Origin of the sequence: Gemmobacter nanjingensis (assembly GCF_014652195.1) — a bacterium.
Classification (GTDB): Bacteria; Pseudomonadota; Alphaproteobacteria; order Rhodobacterales; family Rhodobacteraceae; genus Gemmobacter; species Gemmobacter caeni.
In genome coordinates, this window is sequence record NZ_BMYI01000029.1 from 21640 (window position 1) to 28256 (window position 6617).

Annotated in this window: 5 protein-coding genes; all 5 read left to right on the forward strand. The window is 61.8% G+C overall.

Annotated features, from left to right (window positions below):
• Nucleotides 1-52: 52 nt before the first annotated feature.
• The 5 genes from repA (at nt 53) to IE126_RS23685 (ending at nt 6614) form a co-directional block, all read left to right on the forward strand.
• Nucleotides 53-1237, forward strand: coding sequence for a plasmid partitioning protein RepA (repA, locus tag IE126_RS23665; RefSeq protein ID WP_189382670.1), 1185 nt, complete (start codon nt 53-55; stop codon nt 1235-1237).
• Complete coding sequence (gene repB, locus IE126_RS23670) at nt 1237-2229, forward strand: plasmid partitioning protein RepB (RefSeq protein WP_189382673.1); 993 nt, start codon at nt 1237-1239, stop codon at nt 2227-2229. The genes repA and repB overlap by 1 nt, the downstream gene beginning before the upstream one ends.
• A gap of 183 nt (nt 2230-2412) precedes the next feature.
• The gene (gene repC / locus IE126_RS23675; RefSeq protein WP_189382674.1) at nt 2413-3624 is read left to right on the forward strand and encodes a plasmid replication protein RepC; all 1212 of its coding nucleotides are present in this window, start codon (nt 2413-2415) and stop codon (nt 3622-3624) included.
• Nucleotides 3625-3803: 179 nt separating this feature from the next.
• Nucleotides 3804-5975 carry a ParB/RepB/Spo0J family partition protein gene (locus tag IE126_RS23680; protein WP_189382676.1) on the forward strand — a complete coding sequence of 724 codons (2172 nt, stop codon included), beginning with the start codon at nt 3804-3806 and terminating at the stop codon, nt 5973-5975.
• 99 nt (nt 5976-6074) lie between these two features.
• On the forward strand, nt 6075-6614 hold the full coding sequence (locus IE126_RS23685) for a hypothetical protein (protein ID WP_229825849.1): 540 nt from the start codon (nt 6075-6077) through the stop codon (nt 6612-6614).
• Nucleotides 6615-6617: the final 3 nt, after the last annotated feature.

Consider the following 6617-nt stretch of genomic DNA (forward strand, 5'->3'; position numbering starts at 1 on the left):
AGGGCGACTAAACGCCAAAATCCGTGAACACGCCACGGGCGCGCGAGGGCAGATGGGCAGAGCCGATACACAGGAAGACCTGAACGCTGTGATCCGTCAGCATTCTGAGGTGCTGGCGGCGCAACTGCATTCGCAGCGTGAGAGCCTGTTCCCGCCCGACGCTTCTAAGACTATGCGCAAGTTCACCTCAGGTGAAGCTGCTGCTCTGCTGGGCGTCAACGACTCATACCTCAGAAAGCTTCACCTTGATGGCAAGGGGCCGTCGCCCGAAGTTTCATCGGGGAACAGGAGGCACTACTCGGCCGAAGATATTCATAACTTACGGATACTGCTGGAGAAAACGGCTCGCAAGCCGGGAGATTACCTGCCTGGTCGTCGTGCTGGAGACCATCTTCAGATTATCGGCGTCATGAACTTCAAAGGTGGAAGCGGCAAGACAACCTCCTCGGCGCATCTTGCTCAAAGGTTGGCCCTCAAGGGGTACCGTGTCTTGGCGATCGACCTTGATCCGCAGGCCTCGCTCACGGCCTTGCACGGGGTTCAGCCGGAATTTGACCTGCTTGACGGCGGCACGCTCTACGATGCGATCCGCTACGAAGATCCTGTTCCGATCGCCCAGGTCATCCGCAAGACCTACATCCCAAACCTGGATCTGATTCCCGGAAACCTCGAACTCATGGAGTTCGAGCACGAAACGCCACGGGCACTGTCTCGCGGCAACGCGGGCTTGTTCTTCTTCCGTGTGAAGGAAGCGCTGGCGCAGGTTGATGATCGGTACGATGTCGTCGTTATCGACTGTCCTCCGCAGCTCGGGTTCTTGACCATGTCGGCGCTGTCTGCCGCGACGGGCGTTCTGGTGACGATCCATCCTGAAATGCTCGACGTGATGTCGATGAGCCAGTTCCTCAGGATGACGGCAGACCTCATGGATGTCATCGCCGATAGCGGAGCCGATATGTCGCATGACTGGATGCGCTATCTGTTGACCCGCTACGAGCCGACGGATGCGCCACAGAACCGTATCGTCGCCTTCCTGCGCACAATGTATGGCGACAAGGTCCTGAACGCTCCGATGCTCAAGTCGACGGCCATCTCGGATGCCGGCCTGACCAAGCAGACCCTGTACGAGGTCGAACGGAGTGCCTTCACCCGCACGACCTATGACCGGGCCATCGAAAGCCTGAATGCCGTCAATGATGAGATTGCCCAACTCATCCAGAAAACCTGGGGGCGCTGATGACTGACAGCAAGAAGAAGCGCATGTCCATGCTCGACAGTTTGGCAGCAGCGGGGACGCCCCCTGCCCCGGGCAGCATGATGTCAAGCAATCGGGCCCTGCGCTCCGCGCGTGATGCCGTGGATGCCCATCATGTCTGGGAACTCGACCCGGTTGAGATCGAGGACGAGAGGTATTCGGATCGCCTCGACCCCAAGGACGTGGATGATCTGCGTGCGTCGATCGAGCAGAACGGCCAGACCGTCCCCATTCTCGTAAGGCGCCACCCGACCGAGACCAATCGCTATCTTCTCGTCTATGGACGCCGCCGTCTTGAGGCCATTCGTGCCTCCGACAAGGTTAAGAAGGTTCGAGCGCTTATCGCGAACCTGGACGACACGGCCGCGCTGCGTGCCCAGGTTTCCGAAAACACTGGAAGGCGCGATCTGAGCTACATCGAACGCGCCCTCTTCGCGCAGGAGCTGCTCGCCAGCGGCTTTGGTTCGCAGGCTCAGATTGCCGAAGTGCTGAATGTGACCCGTTCTGCTGTGTCGATGTCGATCTCGGTTGCCAAGTCGATCGGGACCGCCTTGGCCCGTGCGATTGGACCGGCTCATGGAATCGGGCGCCCCAGATGGGAATCGTTGGCGAAGGAACTCTCGAATGCCGGCATGGCCATGGATGAGCTTTGCCGTGTTGCAAGTGATGCCCGTGGCAAAGCGGCTGCAGTCGAACAGGCCGAAGAGGAGCCCCAGCTTGATCCTTCGGTCGCGGCATTTGAAGCCGTTGTCCGCCATGTGAAGAAGACCACCGGTCCTTCTCTAGGCACGAAGCCGAGACCCAAAGCGACGCCTCTTTTGATCGATGGCGCGCCTGCGGGCGCCATAAAGCGGTCGGCTCGGGCGGTCAGGCTGGACCTTACGGATGTGGACGATGAATTTGCGCAGTGGCTCGACGCCCGTGCGCAGGACGTCCTCGACGAGCTTCATGATCGCTGGAGACGCGAGACATGAGGAGAGGCAGAGCAGCAACAAAAAGGAGGCACGGTACAGGCTAAAGAAAAGGTCCCGCAAAGCTTGCGCTCCACGAGACCCCAACTTTGATCTTAGCACCTTCAAGGTAGTGGGCCAGCGCGCAAACCGCAAGTCATATGTGATTCGCGGAACCGTCTTTCTATGCCTTCGTGAACTGAAATCATGGAGTACACACCGATTTCGCCGTTTATGCGGCCGATCTCGCATGCGCATCTGCGCGTCGTCGAGCGGCCTGAGGCTTCTGTTCCAGGGAGACCCGTCAACAAGTGGGAACTCCTTCGCGAGTTGTCCAAGGCACAGGCCGCCTTTGGGGTTACGGAGCGCGATCTGACCGTTCTGCAGGGGCTTCTCAGCTTCTTTCCGGATGATGCACTTGGCGGGAATACCGAGATGGTCGTCTTCCCGTCGAACAAGGCAATCTGCGAGCGGCTGAACGGCATGCCCTGCTCCACGATGCGCAGGCACATTGCCCGTCTGGTGGATGCTGGCTTGCTCATGCGCCGCGATAGTCCCAACGGCAAGAGGTATGCTCGCAAGCGCGGCGAAGAGCGTGTGGCTTTTGGCTTCGACCTCTCGCCACTCTACTGCCAATCCGAAGAGGTTGCACGGGCCGCAGAGGCTGTGCGTGAGGCCGAGGACCGTGTCCGGAGACTGCGGGAGGTCGTGAGCCTCATGCGGCGCGATCTTGCTGCCCTGGCGGAGTTCGGAGAAGAGGTCCAGCCAGGCCTCGGCCTCTGGGATCAGTTTCGCGACAAGGCTGTTCTCACAGCGCGCGCCCTTCGCCGCAAGCTCACGCTCGAGGAGCTCTCAGCATTTCGCGCCGACCTTGAAGCCCTTCTCGACCACGCACGCAACGTTATTGATGGTCCTGAAACAGAAAAAATGAACACCAATGGTGCCAATATTGAGCGCCACTATCATAATTCAAACGAAGAATCTATAGATCTTGAACCTGCCTTGGAAAAAGGCGGGGCGGCGGTCGGCGCGCCAGATGTTGAAACGGATGCGCCTGGTGCTGACGTGGAAGAAGCGGACACAAGACGCGTACCAAAGATCCCGCTCCATCTGGTGATCGCGGGCTGCCCGTCGCTCAAAACTTTCTACCAGGGCGATATCCGCCACTGGCATCAGCTTTTCGACGCGGCTTGCCATGTGCGGCCGGCCATGGGGATCAGTGCTTCCGCTTGGGAAGAGGCGCAACGGTTCATGGGCCCCGAGCAGGCATCGATCGTTGTTGTCGCCATGCTGGAACGCTTCGCCGACATCCGATCGCCCGGTGGCTATCTCCGTGCGCTGACATCGAAGGCGGCGGCGGGCGAGTTCTCCTGCGGGCCGATGGTCATGGCACTGATGTCCCGGCGAAGCGCGGCGTGATGTTCACAGCTGTGAACATTCTCCCCGTCGGCGCCCCAATCGATGAAGTTCACAGCTGTGAACTCTCTGCGTCGTCTGATGAGCAACCAGCAGATAGAGGGAAAGGTTGGGGGGTTTGAGGGCTGACGGGAAGTGAGATCGGGAGAGTGGCTTCCGACGCCCGTCGTGGAGAAGATCTGATGGCGAAAGCAGCCCAGAACGTCATCCTGTCCCCGTCGCGGGACATCCCCTTCGACAAGCTCGTCCTGAGCCAGTCCAATGTCCGGCGCATCAAGGCGGGCGTCTCAGTCGAGGAGCTAGCCGAGGACATCGCGCGTCGCGGCCTGCTGCAGGGCTTGAACGTCCGGCCCGTGCTTGATGCCGACGGGGTCGAAACCGGCACGTTCGAGATCCCGGCCGGCGGCCGCCGCTTCCAGGCGCTATCGCTCCTAGTGAAGCAGAAGCGTTTGGCCAAGACCGCGCCGATCCCCTGCATCGTGCGGGATGCCGCCTTCGAGATTTTGGCCGAGGACGACTCGCTGGCCGAGAACATGCAGCGTGTGGCTTTGCATCCGCTGGACCAGTTCCGTGCGTTCCAGGCCCTGCGCGAAAAGGGTCAGGGCGAGGCAGCGATCGCGGCGGCCTTCTTCGTCACGCCGCAGATCGTGAAGCAGCGCCTGAAGCTCGCCTCCGTGGCCCCTGCCCTCCTAGAGGTCTATGCCGAGGATGGCATGACGCTCGAGCAGCTGATGGCTTTCACCGTGAACACGGATCATGCGCGTCAGGGGCAGGTCTGGGATGCGGTGAAGAACTCGTGGAATAAGGAGCCCTACGCCATCCGGCGCATGCTGACCGAGACATCGGTCCGGGCGTCTGATCGTCGCGCGGTCTTCGTCGGTGTCGATGCCTATGAGGCGGCAGGCGGTGTCGTGTTGCGAGATCTCTTCCAGGGCGATGACGGTGGCTGGCTCGAGGACCCTGCCCTGCTTGACCGGCTGGTCACCAAGAAGCTCGAGACCGAAGCCGAGGCGCTGGCCTCCGAGGGTTGGAAGTGGATCGAGGTCGCGACCGACCTGCCCTATGGCTACAGCCACGGTCTGCGGGGTCTTGCCGGTGATCCCGCGCCGATGACCGACGAGGAAAGCGCAGCCCGCGCGACGCTCCTCGCTGAGTATCGGGCGCTGGTGGAGGAATACTCCGGCCAAGACGAATACCCCGAGGAGATCGGCGCTCGGCTTGGGGTACTCGAGATGTCGATGGAAGCGCTCGAACAGCGCCCTCTGATCTATGACCCGGCCGAGATCGAGCGCGCGGGCGTGTTCGTGACGCTTGATCGGGACGGCAGTCTCGCGATCTATCGCGGCTATGTCCGGCCCGAAGACGAACCGCGCGAGGAGACCGCGGTCCACGATGGAGATGACGCTGATGCCATTGGGCAGGGGGGTGACGTCGGTCTTTCCAGCTGGAAACCGTCGGCGACCTCTGCCGGGGGTACCGTCATCACTTCGGGTGGTCAGCCGATCGGTACGGACTCGTCCGAGGATGAGGAGGACGGCGCGCTGAAGCCGCTGCCCGAGCGGCTGGTCATGGAACTGACGGCCCATCGGACCCTTGCGCTGCGCGAGGCTATCGGGCGGTCGCCGGACGTTGCGCTGACGCTCCTGCTCCTGAAGCTGGTCACGGACACCTTCCGCACCTCCTCAGCCTCCGGCAGCTGCCTCGAAGCCTCGGTCCGCCACGTCTACATGTCGGCTCAAGCGCCCGATCTGAAGGACAGCGTCGTGGCCAAGCTCGTCGACGAACGGCACGCCGCCTGGGAGGCTGAGCTGCCTCTCGGCGACGATGACGCGCTCTGGGATTATCTGTCCGTTCTCGACCAGGGCAGCCGTTTGGCGCTGCTGGCACATTGCCTCAGCTTTGGCATCAACGCGCTCCATGAGAAAGTGAACCCTTACGGTGCGGGCATCTCGGCCACCGGACTGACCCGCCGCATGGCGCATGCCGATCTCGTGGCGCGGGCGGTCGATCTCGACATGGTCGAGGCGGGATGGGAGCCGACGGTCGATGGCTATCTCAACCGTGTGCCGAAGACCCGGATCCTCGAGGCCGTGCGTGAGGCGAAGGGGGAGGGGAATGCGCAGCTTCTCGATCACCTCAAGAAGGGCGAGATGGCAACGGAGGCCGAGCGGCTTCTCAAGGGCAGCGGCTGGCTGCCCGAGGTCCTGCGCCGGGCCGATCTCGTTGCACGCGACGGTGAGGCGATCGCAGAGGGGCAGGGGGAGGACGCGGGCCAGCCCGACGACATCGATCTCCCCGCCTTCCTGATGGCTGATCTGCCGGACAGCAATGCGTCGATGCTGGCGGCAGAGTGAACTGAGCGATCCGGGGGCGGGGAAACCCGCCCTCAGACCCATAAAATACTGCAATATCAATATGATGAACGCGAACACTCGCATTCTGGATGAGGAATCATGTCTGCAACAACCATCATCGACACAGCCCCCCTCGGGGCGCTGATCCGCTATACCGACGGCAGTCCCAAGCCGCCGGCACGGTTCACCAAGAAGCTCGCGGCCTGGGAGCGGTCGAACGGCGTCGGCCGTCTCGTGAAGAAGGAACCGCCCCGGGTCTATCCGACCTGGACGGCACCGGCCTCCTTCACGCTGCATGAAGGCAACTTCTCCTCCGACGGGGTCATTCTCGTCACCATCATGCGCAGTCATTCGGCGGACAGTCGTCTGATCTTCGAGGTGGCCGAGGAACCGAAGTCGGAGCAGGTCCGCGTGCTCCTCGACTTCGGCGGCAACACCGAGTTGCTGCATCTGGCGGAGTCCCTCACCGCTGCCGAGCTCTGGATTGCACGGGAGGGCTATCGCAACGCGCGGCTGGAAATCGTCGGTTATGAAGACGGCGATAGGGCAGATGGAATGGTTGCCGCCCTCCCCAAACGGCATCGCGATGTGCCAAGATTGTGGTGTTCAGAGCCACAAAACGGAGAGGACGGCATATAATGG